Source organism: Aliivibrio friggae, from assembly GCF_057368515.1.
Genome location: NZ_CM170648.1, coordinates 1,209,848 through 1,226,674, shown reverse-complemented (window position 1 = coordinate 1,226,674; position 16,827 = coordinate 1,209,848). Strand labels below are relative to the sequence as shown.

Genomic DNA, 16,827 nt, shown 5'->3' with positions numbered 1-16,827 from the left:
CTTATTGTTTCTCTGCCATAGCTTCGACGGGTTTCTTCTTAATAATTTGATGAGCCGGATAAAGGCCAGCCCATACACTGACACACCACACCATCACAAAAACGGTAACATAATCACTAAAGGAGACACTTGGATATAAGACAGAATCAATACCAAATGCATTTAATCCTTCTGCCATTGCTTCAAGCGGAATACCTGTTTGGTTTAAAATAAACATCAAAAATAAGGCACATATAACGCCAGAACCCGCTCCGATGAGACCAATAAAGCCAGACTCTAAAATGATTAATCGGCGAATATTGCCTTTTTTCATTCCCACCGCCATCAATACACCGAATTCTCTAGTGCGCTCAAAGACCGACATCAAAAGAATATTGATGATGCCAAAGCCCATTGCGATAACAAAGATAACTAAGATCACTTGATTACCGGCATTCATCGAGCTCATCATGGTAGATAGCAGAGGTTGTAATTGCAGCCAATCTTGCACGCTATTGTTATTTGAAGAATAGTTATTTGAAATGGTATGGCTTAACTGATCGCGAAAATCACTCACTTGATCTTCATCATGCAGTAAGATCGCGATTTCATGATCATAATGCACTTGGCCAAGCTGTTGAATATCGGCTTTTCTAACATATACATTAGCATCATCAAAGGTGCTGGATGAGGTCTTAAAAACCCCTCTTACCCGAAACGCAGCACCCGTAACATCACCTGTCGTATCCGTAAACGTAAGTACTATTTTAGAACCGACTCTCAGCTTTAATCGATCCGCGGTTTTCTGTGATACTAAAATAGGGTTACGCCCTTTATCATCAAGCCATTCCCCTTCAAGAATGTGCTCTGCTATCGGTGTTATCTTTGGCTCTGACTCTAAATCAATACCATTAACTTGAATACCACGAGTACTGCGAGCTGACGCTATCATGCCGTTAACTAAGGTTCTGCTTGTCCACGCTTTTACTTGTGGTGCTTGTTCTAACCACTTTGTTATTTCAGCTTCATTATCAATCACCAGATTAATGTCTGGATTTAATGCGTAATTTTTCTGATGAATTTGAATATGACTGGTTTGCCACTGAATGGTATTTTTAACGAGGTTATCGATTATACCATTCATAAATCCCATCATTAGCATTACACCAACGACACCAAAGATCATCGCACCTAACATAATGGAGGTTCGTAATTTATTTCGCCATACATTACGCCACGCTAATTTAACCAGCATGCGAACCTCCTTTTAACGCTGTAACAATATCTAAATGATAAATACGCCATAATGGATAAATAAGACAAAGCAGTAACAGCCCTATCACGATCATAATTTGATCAATAAACAGCCACGAACTAATTAATACCGGAATAATTGGTTCATAGCCCATTTCAAGCATGGCTTGTGCCGTATCTCCGGTTAAAGTAATAGGGTTAATATACAAATAGCCTAAGATTGGAGCCGCGATAATTAGCCCAATAGCAATACCTAACAAGCCTATAAAAAGGGATTCAAGAGCCAATAATTTTAATAGCTTTGCTCGAACCATTCCTGTGGCTAGCATGACGCCAAACTCACGTTGTCTTTCTAAGGTCATCATTAATAGAGTAGCGAATAGACCAAAGCCAACAATGCCATATAGGAGGTACATCATAATAATGCCGCTCACCCGATCAATTTGGATCTGTTGTTCCATTTCGGGGCTAAGATCATTCCAAGGCCGAACCGCCACACTTGCTCCATACCCTATTTGTAGATCATCCACCGTTTGTGGCAATTGTGAAAAATCACGAGTATGTAATACCCAAGCAGTGACTTGATCTTCTGTGCTAAATAAATTGGAAGCTTCTTTGATGGGTAAATAGATAAGTTGATTGTTCAGCTCTGGCATCGGAAAATGCACAATCCCCTTAATGAGATATAACCCTGCAGCAGTTTGACCCCGATAACCTTGGCCATACAGCACAATTTCATCACCAATGGTGAGATTAAAAAATTGAGCCAGCCCCTCAGACATCAATACGGATTTATCATCTCGTGAAAGATATTCTCCTTTAATCACTTTCTCTGCCAAACCGGAATAACTGGTTTCTGGATTTGGATCAACTCCCACCACCATTACGCCTTTTGATTTATCATTCGCGGCAGCAAGAGAAAAGGTTTCAATACGAGGAAGTGCAAATTCAATATTAGACTGTTGCTTGGTTGGCTTGATAAAGTCATCGCTCATTGGCAATAAATCATCAATGCTTTGGCTTTCTTTAAACTCTGGATTTTGCAGTTGAATAAGACCCGTAGATAAACGCGCCGCATTTTCAATATTTGCGGTGTAACTGCCCTCTTGAATGCTTCGCATTAATAAAGAAAGCAGTAAGGCCAATGCTAATGCAGAGGCCGTTAATAAAGTTCTTCTTTTTTGTCGCCATAGGTTTCGCCAAGCTAACTTAATGAGCATGTTTACCGCCTAGTAAGTAAAATGATTTGAGATATTAATTACGTAATGACTTCATTTGCCCTTGTGAGAAAAAATCATCATTGATCAGAAAATTAAATTGCGCTTTATGAGTGAGCATTTCAGTTTTATTGCCTGGCTTATCGGCAGGAACCATTTCCATTCTTGTTGCTACCATACGATTCCCCATTTCTTTAATATCATAGGTTGTCATCGTATTAACTAGCTCATCGAATTCATCATATGACTCTACTTTACGTTGTAAAAACGTCTCTTGTGAGATCCACAAACGCACTTTACTCCACACTACTGGCGCATCTGGTTTTGCTATTGCATCAATCACCCATGTTTTATCGCCGTCGATCACTTCTTGTTTAACCATTTTGTGGTCGTAATCCACCACAATTGAAGATTGGTTGATCAAATCATCATTGGTAAAATCAGAGCCCATCCATGATTGACCCAGCATTGAAGGGGCTATTTTTATCACTCGTTCAATATTTGGTATCCAACTCCACATCTCTTTATCACGCTTAAGAGAAGCACTGCCACGATCTTTTGCTGGTCCAGTAATCAGCACTAAAGAGAGGTTTTGTTCTTTAGTCCAACTCTTCATGCTCATGCTACGTGTCCAATCAGGACGTATAATATTCATGGTTAATTCGGTGTAACTCGAATCACCACGCATCTGCTCATCTGATTTTTCGACTATTGCATTTGCACTGAGTTTTTCTGCTGCGAACACGTGGGTAACCACACCGAAAAAGGCAAAAAACAGGACAATTTTAATGATAAATTTAATTTTTTGTTTCATATAACACCCCAGCCATGATGCTTAATTTCTAGACATATAATAGGATATTTAGACTGGGTATTTCGTGACCTCTAAGACGAAATTATCTAAATCTCTGTCATGAAAATGTCAAATTCGTTCCATAGCATTCATTATGCGTTCGATTAATATGGTTAGTGCTTTGGGTTGAAATTTTCGTTGTTTATAGACCAGATAAGATTGCCTTGGTGGAAATTGATATTCAGAAAAAACCTCAACGAGATCCATCTCTGGAGTGACAAGATGAATGGGTAATCGTGCCGCGCCTAATCCTTTAATAACCGCATGCATGACTTGATCCAAATCGTTCACTTGCAGACGAGGGTGTACATTAATCTGTTTTAGTGTTTGCTTTGCATCGGTATACGTTAAACTTTTCTGGTCATCTAAGCGGATCCAATCGATAGTTTCTATATCTGTTACGTCATTATTTTGCCAATACGATTGAGAGACAAATACGCTATGCTTTGCTAAAAATAGCGGACGAGCGATCATCCCTTCGGCTCGGCTAATATCAAAAGTTAGCACTAAATCTCGATCTGTTTCTGGTAAAGCGTCTTCAGCACATAAATTGACTTCTATTTGAGTGTGAGGAAATTCCAATAAGAAATCAGTAATCAGCTCTCTAACATAGCTATTATAAAAACGATAAGGCAGGGATAAACGTAACGTGCCTGTTACTTCCTCTTTATGATCTTTTAACTGATGGCAGTGACTTTCTAAATCGGTAAACTGACTTTCAAGCAGTTGGTAATATTGCTGACCTGTTTCTGTTGCAACAAGCTCTCGCCCCTTTTTTTCTAACAAGCGAACACCGAGTTTTTCTTCCATTAAAGAGAGTCGTCGGGACACGGTTGATACTGGTAGTTTTAACTCTTTGGCTGCGCCTTGCTGAGATCCAAGCTGAACCACTTTACAAAATAAAAACAGATCATCAATACTTCCAAATATGGAATTCATGGTTTTATTCCTCGCTATTTTTTATCATTAATGAAATTAATATACTTCACTCTATCGAAACAAGCACGATTAGTGTTAAAAAATAATTCGTTAATAAAGAGAGAGATATTTATGAGTAAAAAACAATTTTGGCTTTCAGCCTTACTGTCTTCAGTCACAATGGCATTAATAATGTCTGGTTCAATGTCTGCGATTAGAATGGGTGGATTTAGTTCGGAATGGGTATCTGCGTGGATGAATGGGTTTACTATTGCTTGGCCTGTTGCGATATTTGCTAACATAACTATTTTACCGAAGATTCGCGAACTCGCCGCGTGGTTATGTCGAGATAACAAAACCAACACAGCAACGACGCAATCTAAAATGGCAAATTAGAACCAACGTTTTACTTGATTACTATAATCAACAAACTCATCACCAAATAGCTTAACTAGCATTTTTTCTTCTGGTTCAATTTGAAAGCGATTCATGTAAGCAACAAAACCTAGTGCACTCACCAGCCCTAGTGGGTGTTGGCTATAAATCACTGCACTCAATAAGATAAGTAACAAACCAAGATACATAGGATTGCGTGTGTATTGATAAATACCTGAACTTACTAATGATGAGCTGCTTTCTGGCTTGAGTGGATTGACTGTTGTTTTGGCATCTTTAAACTCTTTCACTCCCCACAATGCAATGACACCACCAAGCGTGACTAAGCTAATAACCGAAGCGTAAGTTAACCATGGTAGATAAAATAGAGTAAATGGCATTATTTTATCAAAGCCAAATACAGTTACCATAAACAGTAGCATGACTAACGGCGGTGGAATTCTCAGTTCTAGTTTTGATAGCATTTATTCTCCTTAAAAACGTGGTATATTCTTTCCATATAATTATTGTATTAACTTTAGCAGTCGAGATTTATATGTCATCAGATTTTTATGGCTCTAGTGCCACTTATGCCCGTCAAGAAGTTGGTTACCGTGAAAAAGCATTAAAACTGTACCCTTGGGTTTGTGGTAATTGTGCGCGTGAATTTGTCTATTCAAACTTACGTGAATTAACGGTTCACCATAAAGATCACGATCATACTAATAACCCAAATGATGGCAGTAACTGGGAGCTTCTTTGTCTTTTCTGTCACGATCATGAGCATTCTAAATACACAGAGCATGATCAATACGGATCTCAAATTAAAGCGGGTGAAGATGATCACCAAGGCGCAACGCACAACCCGTTTGCTGCTTTAAAATCAATGATGAAAAAGTAATTCTCATTACAGATTTATATGGCCTTTCAACCCACTGAAAGGTCATTTCTCCTTCCCTACACTCTATATTTATATCTCATCATGAAAATCCAAAACAGCCCAGTAACTCAGCATCAATTTAATGGTGTCGATTTCTATTTAAAGCGCGATGATAAACTTCACCCTCAATTTTCTGGCAACAAAGCTCGTAAGTTTATGGGATTGTTAGACGGTGATTTCCCTGCGATTACCACGATTATTGGCTATGGTTCACCACAGGCAAACTCACTTTACTCGTTAGCGGCACTGGCTCAATTAAAAGGCTGGCAATTAGACTTTTACGTTGATCATATCCCGTCGTTTTTACAAGAAAATCCAAAAGGAAACTATCGCGCTGCGTTAGATCTTGGGGCTAATATTATTGCCTTGAATGACACTGAAAATGCCAAACTAGATAACGGTAGCACGCTAGGCAGCTTGGATTACATTCAACAAGTTAGGCAACCAAAAAAGCATGAGTTATTTGTGCCTGAAGGTGGACGCTGTGGTTTAGCTGAAAGTGGGGTAAAGCAACTGGCCATTGAGCTTATTGAATGGAAGAAGGAACAAAAACTCTCCTCTCTGACGGTGGCTTTGCCTTCTGGTACAGGAACAACCGCACTGTTTCTTCATAAGCACTTAAAAGCTCATGATATAAAAGTGATTACCTGTGCTTGTGTCGGCGGAAACTCTTATCTTACCGAGCAATTTTTAGAGCTTGGTGAAACAGATCATCCTGAAATTCTCACGCCAACGAAAAAACACCATTTTGGGAAGTTATATCGTCACGATTACGAGATGTGGAAAACGCTTCTCTTACAAACTGACGTTGAATTTGAGCTTCTATACGATCCTTTGATGTGGCGTTGCTTGAGTGATTGGTTACTAAACAACACCAATCAGACTCTACTGTACATCCACCAAGGTGGTTTGTTAGGTAATGAAAGTATGCTGCCTCGCTATCAACGAAAATTTGATTAATCTATCACTGTATATACAACAGCCCTCCCTTTAGGCGTAATAATGAAACGTATCACTCTTCTTTTTTGTTTAACTTTGCTCTCTCACACCGCAATGGCTTCTTCTCTATTAGAAACCGTTGAAGCCATTGAATTATCAAGTTCTGGCACTATCGGTGTTTCAGTTCTAGATACCGAAACAAATACAACATGGAGTTATAAAGGCGACCATCGCTTTCCTATGATGAGTACCTTTAAAACTCTGGCTTGTGCTCAGATGCTTTATAACTCAAGCAATGATCTCTTGGATAAAGATGCGCTAACAAGGATCACCAAAGAATCCATTATTCCATGGTCCCCTATCACTGAAAAGTTAATCGGCGAGACGATTAGTACAGAAAAAGCCTGTGAAGCGACCATGCTAATGAGCGATAACACGGCTGTAAATATCGTACTAGCTGAGATTGGAACCCCTAGCTCACTCACGCTTTTCTTACGTTTAATTGGAGACAATATCACTCGATTAGACCGTATTGAACCTGCATTAAATGAAGCTCAAAAGGGAGATGTTAGAGATACGACTACTCCGAATGCGATGACAAATACACTCAACGAATTATTATTTGGTCAAACACTTAATACCAAAGACAAACGCACACTAAAGGTCTGGATGGTCGATAACAAGGTATCTGATCCGCTATTACGTTCTATTTTACCTGCTAAGTGGTCAATTGCTGATCGCTCTGGCGCTGGTGGATTTGGATCGCGTGGGATCACGGCCATTGTTTGGAGTAACAAACGCGCCCCTATCATTATCTCTATCTACTTAACTCAAACAAATTTAGATATGGCCTCACGCAACCAAATTATTGTGGAAGTGGGTAACGCTATATTCAAAGAGTTCAACATAAACTAAGAAACTACGTATAATCTTTCTCAATTAACTTTTAAATAGACATTAACTATATGATCATTTTAACCACCAATTTTGGCGACATTCACATTGAGCTTAACAAAAAAAAAGCACCGGTAAGCTCAAAAAACTTCTTAAAATACTGCCAAGAGGGTTTTTACGAAGGCACTATTTTTCACCGTGTTATCAAAGGCTTTATGATCCAAGGCGGTGGTTTTACTGCGGACATGCAAGAAAAAGAAATGCGCGCACCGATTGTGAATGAAGCGAACCGTGGTTTGAAAAACTTAAACGGCACTATCGCTATGGCGCGTACTGATGCACCTCATTCTGCAACCAGTGAGTTCTTTATCAACATCGCCAACAATACTTTTCTTGATCACACTGCCACCACTAACGCTGGTTGGGGCTATGCAGTATTTGGTGAAGTCACTATTGGTATGGATGTAGTTAAGAAAATTGCAAAAATTAAAACTAAATCTATCGGTGAGTTTGACGATGTTCCAAAAGAGAGTATTGTGATCGAGAAAGTGACTATTGTAGAAGAATAACAGAGCGACTGTTAACTCCACATAAACACTAAAAACGGTGCTGAATATAGCGCCGTTTTCGATCCGATTAATATTAAAATGGAACTCCATTTATGTCTTTATCTAAAAAGTTAAAACATATCTCTGCCTCTTTACTTCTCATCGCATCTTCTAGCACTCTTGCGGATACTCAATTGCCTATTTCACCAGAGAAGATCCACAATCCCTACCCTGAAGTAAAAGTCACCACACTTAACTCAGCTCAATCGCTTATCAATCAATTTAAGCTGCATCAGTATCAATTAGCGAATGTTAGCAGCACGGATCAAATCCCAGCGTTCTTTGTTGAGAATCTTCCTAGTGATTTAAATTCGTTACCTGTTCAAGAGAAAATTTCAGGGTTTATTCGTTTATTACTGCCTACAATTATTGAGGTGAATAAACGCATAAGTGCGGTTAGAAATGACGTAATTACGCTATCGAAACAGCCTAAAAGTGAATGGTCGAAAGAAGAAACAGTATGGCTAAATGAGTTAATGACGTCTTATGATATTAAATCAAACAGCATTGATGACCTGCTTTTACGCCTAGATATTATTCCTGTCGGTATGGTTCTCGCTCAAGGAATTGATGAAAGTGGCTGGGGAACCAGTTATTTCGCAGTTAAAGGGAATGGATTATATGGAGAGCATTTATCTTCTAAAGGCGGTAAGTATTTAAGTACCCCTGGTGGGCATGTAAAAGTTGCTGCATTTGATAACCTGTTCGCAGGAACTGCTCGTTATATGTATAACCTAAATACGACATCGGCTTATAAAGATCTTTGGATTTTACGTAAAAAACTAAGTCGTGAAGGTAAATTATCAGGGTATGAGTTAGTCGAGGCTTTATCTCACTACTCTACTCGTGGTGACGCTTATGTTGAAAATTTACAATCTCTAATTAAGCATCATAAATTAGATAGTTTTGATCAGGTTACATTTGATAGCTCAACGCCGATTCGAGTGAGATTTGAGGACTAGGATCTAGAAAAAATAAAGGTTGCGACTTTTTGATCGCAACCTTTTCTTTATTTGAAATTGAGTAATTAACACCATTCTGGATAAGTAGTTGTTCAGATAATTGCGTAGGAAAAATCGATTAGAGCAAGGCATAAATTACAGTAACTAGTGGATCTAATTACAAAATTTAAAACGCAGATATAATCGATTTTAACAAGCAAGAATGATCAAATACTTATGTAGATTGGTATAATCTTAAAGCGACAAAATCACACCGGCAATCGCGGCACTCATCAAGTTTGCTAATACGCCTGCAGTAATCGCTCTGAAACCCATTTTTGCAATGAACGGACGGCGCTCAGGAACAAGACTACCCAAACCACCAATCAAGATCGCCATTGTTGAGATATTGGCAAAACCACACAAAGCAAAGGTAACAATCGCAACAGAATGTGGGCTTAGTTGATCTTTCACTTCCATCAATTGAATAAAGGCAACAAACTCATTGACTACGATCTTATTACCAATCAATGAACCCGCAAGGATCGCTTCGTTCCATGGCACGCCTAATAAGAAAGCGACTGGTGCAAATAGGTAACCAAGGATCAATTCAAAGCTTAGTTTTAAGCCAAAGAAATCACCGACATGGCCAAGCAAACCATTTAATAAGGCAATGACACTTACGAATGCTAATAACGTGGTACCTACTGCTACTGCAATACGTAAACCAGACATTGCGCCATCCGCTAGTGCTTCAAATACATTGGTTGCGTGATCGATTTCTACTGAAGTAATTTCATCGTCATTATTGGCTTCATCACCCGGTGGAACCATCATTTTAGCCATTAATAAGCCAGCTGGTGCCGACATAAATGCCGCTGAGATAAGGAAGTTAAGATCCACACCAAGAGATGCGTAACCTACCATAGTACCGCCAGCTACTGACGCTAAACCACAGGTCATCACCGCAAAGAACTGCGAATCACTCATGTGCTTCAAATAAGGTTTAACGACAAGTGGAGCCTCTACCATACTCACAAAGATATTTGCCGTCGCTGCAAGTGATTCTGCGCGTCCTGTGCCTAATAAGCGTTGTAATCCACCGCCAATAAAATTGATTACTCTAGGCATAATACCAAGATGGTAAAGTGCTGAAATTAGCGCGGAGAAGAAAATAATAATGCCAAGTACGTTAATGGCAAATACAAAACCGACTTTACCTGTCGCTAAGCCACCGAACAGAAACGCGATTCCTTGTTGGCCATAGTCAATCACGCCTGAAACGCCTGCGGTTACTGAATTTAGAACTTCTTTACCAGCAGGAACGTAAAGTACCAATAGAGCAAATAGGATTTGTAAGCCAAACGCCAAAGAGACAGTTCTTAAAGGGATATTACGGCGATCAGTCGAACATAGGTAAGCAAATAGTAAAATGGCAAAAATACCAAGTAGCGATGTCATGATAGAAACCTGTGCTATCGAAAATGAGCCTGCATTCTAATGCGCAAAGGTTTGCGTGCAAGTCGAGGTTGCTAACGCCCTGTTAATGAGATTTAGATCACGTTTTGTAGGTCATCTTAACTTATTGATTTATAAAATAAGAGCGGTATTTGGAAAGGGTATTGTTGCTGTATGGAAAATATATTTATTTCAAGGCTGATAATGAATTTAAGTCATTGATTAAAAAGGCATCATTGCGCTGTATTTAATTTAATCAATGCCAATATCGACCATATAATACTTTGATTATAACTTAACCCATTTCATTAACGCTTTATCCCAATATGGCTGTTGACCAATATGCTGACGTAAGAAATCAATGGCCGCACTTATCTTTCTTGGCAAGTGTTTACGACTTGGGTAAACCGCATAAATTGGCATTTTTTGACTCGCTTTCCAGTCAGGTAAGAGCTGAATCAATTTGCCATCATTAAATTCATTGGTTAATAAATAACTGGCTAAATAGGCGACGCCCCACCCTGAAATAGCCGCGTCCCTTACCGCTTCTGCTAAGTCAACACGATAGTTCCCAGAAACTTTGACACACAACTCTTCATTGCCTTTGCTGAAATCCCAATTACTGTAATCACGGTGACGGCTCTGATACGTTAAGCAATTGTGCTCCGTGAGATCTTGAGGATGGTGAGGGACTGCTTTATCAATTAGATAATCGGGCGATGCTGCCAATACAAAGTGTGAATCTGCTAAACGTTGAGCAACATAGCCCTCAGGCAAGTCTTCAAAGTTTGTCACCCATAAATCCAACCCCTCTTTAAGCATATCTGCTCGGTGATCAAACAAGCGAACTTCCACTTGTAGCTCAGGATATTGCTGACGTAATTTATCAATCGCAGGGATAATATGCATAGTGCCAAAAGACTGCGATAGCCCTAGCCGCAAAATACCTGCAACACCGTCACGTTCATTATCCATAATTGCGCTGGCTTCGGTCATCGCACTGTACATTTTTTCGCAGTACAGATAAAACTGTTGCCCTGCATCCGTAAGAATGAGCGAACGAGTCGTTCTTTGAACTAATTTCACATTCAAATTCGCCTCTAGTACTCCCAGTTGCTTACTTACATGAGAGGTAGACACACCCATTTGTTTTGCTGCAGCAGTAAAACTACCCGCTTTGGCTAAGGCGTAAAATATCACCATTTGGCTGGCACGATCATGCATCTCTCTTGTCCTTTATTTCAAAGGGAATACGGGCGGCGGATAATAACACTTACCTCCTCAATTAAAAGAAATGAGAGTAAGAATATCCATTCTTTTATTTTGACTCTTTTTCAAATGTGCCTGCACTTTTAATCATTAAAGACATGAATTCTGTTGATTCCGATTTTTTTGTTGAACCTTGCATTACTTGTTTGTTTTGATTTAAACGCGCTTTTAATGCTTCCATCTCTTGCTGAACCGAACTTTTTTCTTGAGAAACTGAATGAGTCATAAAGACAACCTATTTATGTACTAAAATTAAGTTTCACTATTTTCATTCAAAATTTTGATATATTGTAATTAATTAGTATCTAATAAATAGATGGATGTTATGTTTAATCTTCAGCAACTTGAAACGCTTATTGAATGTGTTGAATCTGGTTCTTTTTCTGCTGCGGCACGAAAATTGGGAAAAGCACAATCAGCTATTAGTACTGCTATTGCTAACTTAGAGATAGACACCGGAGTGGAGATCTTTGACCGTTCGACCCGAATACCTACACTGACACCTCACGGTAAGCGTTTGTATATCCAATCCATCCATTTACTATCCCAAGCGAAAGACATTGAGACCATGCTCAACTCTTTTAGTCTCGGAATAGAAGATACATTAACCATCGTTATAAATGAGTTATTACTGACTCCGACGTTTTTCAAAGTGATAAACGAATTTTATCAGCAATTTCCACATACTGAGTTGAATATTAATACCGCAGAGAATCAAGAAATATCTGAATTAGTAGCACAAGGAAAAGCCTCTATTGGATTTATGCTGTGTAATGATGCTCTTCCTAAAAAAGTCGAGCTTGGTTTGGTAGGTTATTTACCTATTTCGATGGTAGCCAATAAAGATCACCCTCTTCACTCACAAAAATCTATTCATCTCAATGAATTAAAGCGATACCATCAAATATTATTGACTAATATGCATAGCCCTTGGAATGTTCATTTCTCATCTTCGGTAACTAAAACGAACAATGTAAATGCTCTGCAATCATTATTGACGGTTGATGATTGTTGGGGGTTTGTTCCTGACCATCTAACAAATAAGAATCAAGCATTAAAGATACTCGATGTAGACTCAGAAGAGAAAAATTGGCTCTTACATATAGACCGTGTCGTGATAAAAAATCATAATCTTGGCCAAGCTCATTCATGGTTATATCAACACTCTGTAGAAATGTTTGAGCTATAAATACAGTTAACCATTCAATGCTACTAAATAATCATCTTCACATAATTAATAGCATTGAATTACTTGTATTAAACCTTAATAGCTAACCCAACTTTTGACATTTAATAAAGATAAAATTTGGATTCTTAGATAAGTGTTCATATCTTTCTTCAGAAATAGTTTTTACTTTTTCAGAGACTTTACCTTCAGAAATAGCAGTGACGACAAGTCCTGAATTTGTCAGTGCTTGGACTAACTCAGTTAACGAACGACGGTAAAATTGAACTTCGATTGGCTCACCTACGGTATCCCACATTTCAGTTATCAACTCTCTTTCAAAGTAATTTCCTGATAATGAACATTCAAAATCCGCAAATGGGTGGTGAGTTGAAAAAGCAAAACTCCCCCCTTTTTTTAATACACGAGCAATGTCTGTAAATAGTGTAGATAGATCGTCAAGGTAATGGATCATTAATGGTGAAATAATCAGGTCAGCACTTTCGCTCTCTTCTTTAACAAGCCCTATTGATGCATCTTGCGCGTACGCCGTAATTCGTTCACCAAATTTACGTTGTACCATATTAACCATCTCTTGAGAGTAATCAATACAGGTTAACTTACCTGCACCTTTACTGATCAAGTACTCAGCATAAACACCCGTTCCACAGCCTAAATCAATAATATCTAACGCATTAACATCACCAATAATGGCTTGTAATGACGGTCTTTCTAAATGTGCATTATAGATATTATCTTGTACTGCTGAATCATATTGCTCAGCAAATGTCGTATACATTTTAGACATGGTTATCTCTCAGAATATAACTTATGGCGGTGTGATTCATGGGATCTCATCATACGAGATCTATCCCAAATTAAGCCACTCATTTAAGCTACTTTTCTGTAAAATATTCTAACAAGATCTGATGCCATTCTGTTGTTTCTCGTATTTGCAGCAAAGCACGGTTAATTTCTTCTTCGTACTCACTATTTTCAACTAAAACTAGACCATAATTTTGTTTTTCAAGTTGATATGGCAGAACGACTAAATCGGCAAACGTCTCTTTTGCTTTTCCTTGTTTAATCATATAACGCAGTACCGCATCATCGGCCACGATAGCATCCACCTCTCCATTATCTAGAGCAACTAATAACTCCCGCATATTAGAATAGGTTTCATGAGCAATACTGTGATCACTCAATAACAAAGAAGCCGTTGTTGCTTGTTTCGCTCCCGTTTTTAATTTTGATAAGTCATTAACTCCTTTTACATCAAACCGTAGTTGCTCTAGTGTTAACGAACTTGCCAATATCGCAGTAATACTGGCAATGAAAACGGTAGAAAACATGGCAATCAATACCGTCATTATTCGTGCAGATAAGGTTTTAAATTCAAAGTAGTTGAAAGGCCCTTTGGTAATAAATAGCACACCAAGGATCAAGGCTTCAGCTAACCGACCTCGCTTGGTTGGCATCGAGTAGAGTTTGTCGTTATTTTTACGCTCAAGAAAATAATAGAAAGCCCCAACACTTATCGCTACAAAGAAAAATACACCAAGCGCTTTCCACAAGGTTTTATTGGTAATAATACTAATAAATGAATCAAGATAACCACGGTTTTTTACCGCGATGGCAAGGTGTGTTTCGTAAAATGAGTGGGAGAAATCGACATGTTCTTCTCTGTCAGGAGTAATAGATATGCAAGAAACGCCAACATCAATATCTCCTTTTTCTGCAGCTAGTAATAGATCGTCCAGTTCATAATTTTGAATTGAATAGTCAACCTTCATGATCTCTGAAATTCGTTGCCACAGAACCATGCTTAAGCCATCATATTGTTGAGAATTTTGATGAAAAATAAAAGGGGGACAGTGATAGGTTCCTACTTTAAGCTCGGTATTCGCTTCACTTTTTTCTATCCCTATAAGCATTGCTACCACAAAGATAACCATTGAAACCAAACCATGACGAAAAAACCTTTTCTCATCATACATAACACTCTCCTATCCATACGTCGAAAACGCCCTATTGAATTGATTCTCTTATTAAAAGGTAGCAGTTGAATGGCTATTCTTCTAATTATCGAACTCAATATGTAGAAGCATAGACAAAAAATCCCCTTTAATTTTAATTACTAAAGAAGATATAAATTGACTAGCTTAATAAATAGTATCGGCTACACTGCTCATCTAAAATATACCCTCAGGGCATGCTCAACGTTTACGCGCAAACTTCTAGATAAGAAGACTGAAATACCTGTAGCCCTGACAAAAAACACATAATTAAAAGAGAACAAACTTTGGACAATCTTTCAAAACTAACGATTAGAACTCGACTCATTATTGGGTTTGGTGTGACTTTATTTTTAATGCTATTACTTACTATTCTAGGCATTCAAAAAGTAAATATTATCGATCATACCTTGACAGAAATGACTGATGTAAATTCGGTTAAGCAACGTTACGCCATTAACTATCGTGGTAGTGTGCATGACCGTGCAATTGCAATTCGAGACATTGCTATTGCAAGAACGCCTCAAGAGATTTCTAAATTAGAACAAGAAATTAATCAATTAAAAGATTTCTATCATCAATCTGAAATGAAGATGAACCAAATGCGTTCACAGGGTGTGATGTTCACGCCAACAGAACAAAGAATTCTTACTGAAATTGAAAAAGTTCAACAACAAACCTTACCTTTAGTCGATCGTATTATTAATGATAAGAAATCTGACTCAGTAATGACTGATACTATTTTAGATGAAGCTCGCCCCGCTTTTATTCAATGGTTAAAAGTAATCAATGAATTTATTGATTATCAAGAAGAACGTAATCAAATCCTGACGCCAGAAGCGAGAAATGTTGCCGGTGGTTTCCAGCAATTAATGCTATTACTAAGTACGTTTGCTCTAGCAATGTCTTTATTTATTGGTTTGATGATTGAACGCAGTTTCCGTTCGTCTTTAGGTGGTGAACCATGGGAGCTTTCAGAGATGATTAAAAAGATCTCTGAAGGTAACTTATCTCAATCATTTAAAAACGCTTCACAAGCTGTAGGTATCTACCATTCTTTAATTATTTTGAATGACAAAGTCGGTGCTGCAATTAAAAACAGTAGCGATATTTCGACTCATGTAGCGACGGCTTCGGAACAATTAACTGATGTTATGCAAAACACAGCAAACAATGCACAGCATGAATTAGCTCAGGTAGAAGAGATTTCACACGCAATCAGTGAGCTATCAATCACATCAAAAGAAGTAACGTCGAATGCCGTTCATGCAGAAGAAGAAGTAAGTAAAGCAATTGATAGCGTATCTCAAGGCAACCAAACACTTGATGAGTCGATTCTGTTAACACAAAAAATCAATGACTCCGTACAACAAACAGCAAGTATGATTGCTGAGCTAAAAACCAACGCGATGGATATTGGTGAAGTCACTGCGGTTATCAGCACTATCTCTGATCAAACCAATTTACTTGCATTGAACGCCGCCATTGAAGCCGCTCGTGCCGGTGAATATGGTCGTGGATTTGCGGTAGTCGCGGATGAAGTTCGTAATCTCGCTTCTAAAACTCAAGAATCAACACAGAGCATCCAAGAGATCATTGCTCAACTACAAGCTCAATCTGAAAAAGCAAACGACAACATGATAAGCAATGTTGAGCTTATTCAAGAATCAGTTACTTTATCTGAGAATGTAAAAACCTCTTTTAGCTATATTGAAAATTCAGTTCAATCAATCTCTAAAATGAACACCTTAGTGGCAAGTACTTCTCAAGAGCAGTTTACACTGACAGAACGAATTGCGCTGAATACAACCAATACCTTTGATCTTGTTAATCAGAATGTAGCGGCGATTAATCAAACTCAGCAGGCAGCTAAAGAGCTATCTCAACTGGCTGTATCACAAAAAGAAGAACTCGCGTTTTTTAAAATCTAACTTACGCGAGTCTTCGATGAGTCATAAAAAAGCCCTTAGGATCTTATTTCTAAGGGCTTCTTCTAATACTC

General features: G+C 38.4%; 18 protein-coding genes. 8 read left to right on the top strand and 10 right to left on the bottom strand.

From position 1 onward, the window contains the following. Position 1: 1 nt before the first annotated feature. The 4 genes from AC2INI_RS05765 to AC2INI_RS05750 form a co-directional block, all read right to left on the bottom strand. Positions 2 to 1,234: an ABC transporter permease gene (locus AC2INI_RS05765; protein WP_486305563.1), complete on the bottom strand. Its 1,233-nt coding sequence runs from the start codon at positions 1,232 to 1,234 to the stop codon at positions 2 to 4. Continuing rightward, positions 1,224 to 2,453 (bottom strand): ABC transporter permease, encoded by a 1,230-nt coding sequence (locus AC2INI_RS05760; protein ID WP_486305562.1) that lies wholly within the window; start codon positions 2,451 to 2,453, stop codon positions 1,224 to 1,226. The genes AC2INI_RS05765 and AC2INI_RS05760 overlap by 11 nt, the downstream gene beginning before the upstream one ends. Positions 2,454 to 2,487: 34 nt before the next feature. After that, a complete protein-coding gene (locus AC2INI_RS05755) occupies positions 2,488 to 3,264 on the bottom strand; it encodes an outer membrane lipoprotein-sorting protein (RefSeq protein WP_045101835.1) in 777 nt (258 codons plus the stop codon). Positions 3,265 to 3,372: 108 nt separating this feature from the next. Beyond that, a complete protein-coding gene (locus tag AC2INI_RS05750) occupies positions 3,373 to 4,242 on the bottom strand; it encodes a LysR family transcriptional regulator (RefSeq protein WP_122035141.1) in 870 nt (289 codons plus the stop codon). Positions 4,243 to 4,353: 111 nt separating this feature from the next. Between AC2INI_RS05750 and AC2INI_RS05745 the strand changes: the two genes are divergently transcribed. After that, the gene (locus AC2INI_RS05745; protein WP_486305561.1) at positions 4,354 to 4,617 is read left to right on the top strand and encodes a DUF2798 domain-containing protein; all 264 of its coding nucleotides are present in this window, start codon (positions 4,354 to 4,356) and stop codon (positions 4,615 to 4,617) included. Here the strand turns inward: AC2INI_RS05745 and AC2INI_RS05740 are convergent. Further along, positions 4,614 to 5,081, bottom strand: a complete 468-nt coding sequence (locus AC2INI_RS05740; protein ID WP_122035145.1) for a methyltransferase family protein — start codon at positions 5,079 to 5,081, stop codon at positions 4,614 to 4,616. The genes AC2INI_RS05745 and AC2INI_RS05740 overlap by 4 nt on opposite strands. 71 nt (positions 5,082 to 5,152) lie before the next feature. Between AC2INI_RS05740 and AC2INI_RS05735 the strand changes: the two genes are divergently transcribed. The 5 genes from AC2INI_RS05735 to AC2INI_RS05715 all read left to right on the top strand — a co-directional run bounded on the left by AC2INI_RS05735 (position 5,153) and on the right by AC2INI_RS05715 (position 8,939). Beyond that, positions 5,153 to 5,497, top strand: coding sequence for a YajD family HNH nuclease (locus AC2INI_RS05735; protein ID WP_065591705.1), 345 nt, complete (start codon positions 5,153 to 5,155; stop codon positions 5,495 to 5,497). Positions 5,498 to 5,578: 81 nt separating this feature from the next. After that, positions 5,579 to 6,496 carry a 1-aminocyclopropane-1-carboxylate deaminase/D-cysteine desulfhydrase gene (locus AC2INI_RS05730; protein WP_486305560.1) on the top strand — a complete coding sequence of 306 codons (918 nt, stop codon included), beginning with the start codon at positions 5,579 to 5,581 and terminating at the stop codon, positions 6,494 to 6,496. A 42-nt stretch (positions 6,497 to 6,538) separates the two neighbouring features. Further along, a complete protein-coding gene (bla, locus tag AC2INI_RS05725; protein ID WP_486305559.1) occupies positions 6,539 to 7,390 on the top strand; it encodes a class A beta-lactamase in 852 nt (283 codons plus the stop codon). Between the two features lie 50 nt (positions 7,391 to 7,440). Beyond that, complete coding sequence (locus tag AC2INI_RS05720; protein WP_486305558.1) at positions 7,441 to 7,938, top strand: peptidylprolyl isomerase; 498 nt, start codon at positions 7,441 to 7,443, stop codon at positions 7,936 to 7,938. A 92-nt stretch (positions 7,939 to 8,030) separates the two neighbouring features. Further along, a complete protein-coding gene (locus tag AC2INI_RS05715; RefSeq protein WP_486305557.1) occupies positions 8,031 to 8,939 on the top strand; it encodes a glucosaminidase domain-containing protein in 909 nt (302 codons plus the stop codon). A 234-nt stretch (positions 8,940 to 9,173) separates the two neighbouring features. On the opposite strand, the gene AC2INI_RS05710 is transcribed toward AC2INI_RS05715, so the two are convergent. The 3 genes from AC2INI_RS05710 to AC2INI_RS05700 form a co-directional block, all read right to left on the bottom strand. Beyond that, on the bottom strand, positions 9,174 to 10,379 hold the full coding sequence (locus tag AC2INI_RS05710; protein WP_486305556.1) for a NupC/NupG family nucleoside CNT transporter: 1,206 nt from the start codon (positions 10,377 to 10,379) through the stop codon (positions 9,174 to 9,176). A 285-nt stretch (positions 10,380 to 10,664) separates the two neighbouring features. Then, positions 10,665 to 11,600, bottom strand: coding sequence for a LysR family transcriptional regulator (locus AC2INI_RS05705; RefSeq protein WP_486305555.1), 936 nt, complete (start codon positions 11,598 to 11,600; stop codon positions 10,665 to 10,667). 94 nt (positions 11,601 to 11,694) lie between these two features. Further along, positions 11,695 to 11,871 (bottom strand): hypothetical protein, encoded by a 177-nt coding sequence (locus AC2INI_RS05700; RefSeq protein ID WP_162922527.1) that lies wholly within the window; start codon positions 11,869 to 11,871, stop codon positions 11,695 to 11,697. Between the two features lie 99 nt (positions 11,872 to 11,970). On the opposite strand from AC2INI_RS05700, the gene AC2INI_RS05695 reads away from it, so the two are divergent. After that, complete coding sequence (locus AC2INI_RS05695; RefSeq protein ID WP_486305554.1) at positions 11,971 to 12,834, top strand: LysR family transcriptional regulator; 864 nt, start codon at positions 11,971 to 11,973, stop codon at positions 12,832 to 12,834. An 82-nt stretch (positions 12,835 to 12,916) separates the two neighbouring features. On the opposite strand, the gene AC2INI_RS05690 is transcribed toward AC2INI_RS05695, so the two are convergent. Next, positions 12,917 to 13,618, bottom strand: coding sequence for a class I SAM-dependent DNA methyltransferase (locus tag AC2INI_RS05690; RefSeq protein ID WP_486305553.1), 702 nt, complete (start codon positions 13,616 to 13,618; stop codon positions 12,917 to 12,919). Between the two features lie 88 nt (positions 13,619 to 13,706). After that, entirely contained in the window at positions 13,707 to 14,807 is a 1,101-nt protein-coding gene (locus AC2INI_RS05685; RefSeq protein WP_486305552.1) for a transporter substrate-binding domain-containing protein, read from the bottom strand. A gap of 374 nt (positions 14,808 to 15,181) precedes the next feature. Between AC2INI_RS05685 and AC2INI_RS05680 the strand changes: the two genes are divergently transcribed. Beyond that, positions 15,182 to 16,756, top strand: a complete 1,575-nt coding sequence (locus AC2INI_RS05680; protein WP_486305699.1) for a methyl-accepting chemotaxis protein — start codon at positions 15,182 to 15,184, stop codon at positions 16,754 to 16,756. The last annotated feature ends 71 nt before the right edge of the window (positions 16,757 to 16,827 follow it).